Below are 215 nucleotides of genomic sequence, written 5' to 3'. Positions count from 1 at the left end.
TGCTGCAGATAAGCGCGGATCTTTCGAGCGCCCCAAGCCGGGTAAGTGTCACGTACTGATAAAACCCTCTGCTCCACCTCCTGTGGTGAACGCCCAGGAGATGTTCTGGGCCGGTGGGAGAGATCATTCAAGTCTTCTCCCGCACGCCACCGCCTCAGCCATTTATAGCCTGTTTGTGGGCTGATACCGAACCGGCGACACAAGGCACGCCGATT

At 57.7% G+C, this 215-nt stretch carries 1 protein-coding gene; it reads right to left on the bottom strand.

The genetic code is table 11. The features are described from left to right. On the bottom strand, positions 1 to 215 hold a 215-nt coding region (locus tag PPL9_RS31590), incomplete at both ends, for a helix-turn-helix domain-containing protein (RefSeq protein WP_152986811.1).

This window comes from Pseudovibrio sp. POLY-S9 (assembly GCF_001431305.1).
In the GTDB taxonomy this organism is placed as follows: domain Bacteria; phylum Pseudomonadota; class Alphaproteobacteria; order Rhizobiales; family Stappiaceae; genus Pseudovibrio.
The sequence above is the reverse complement of the archived record's forward strand: the minus strand, read 5'-3'. Positions and strand labels throughout refer to the sequence as shown.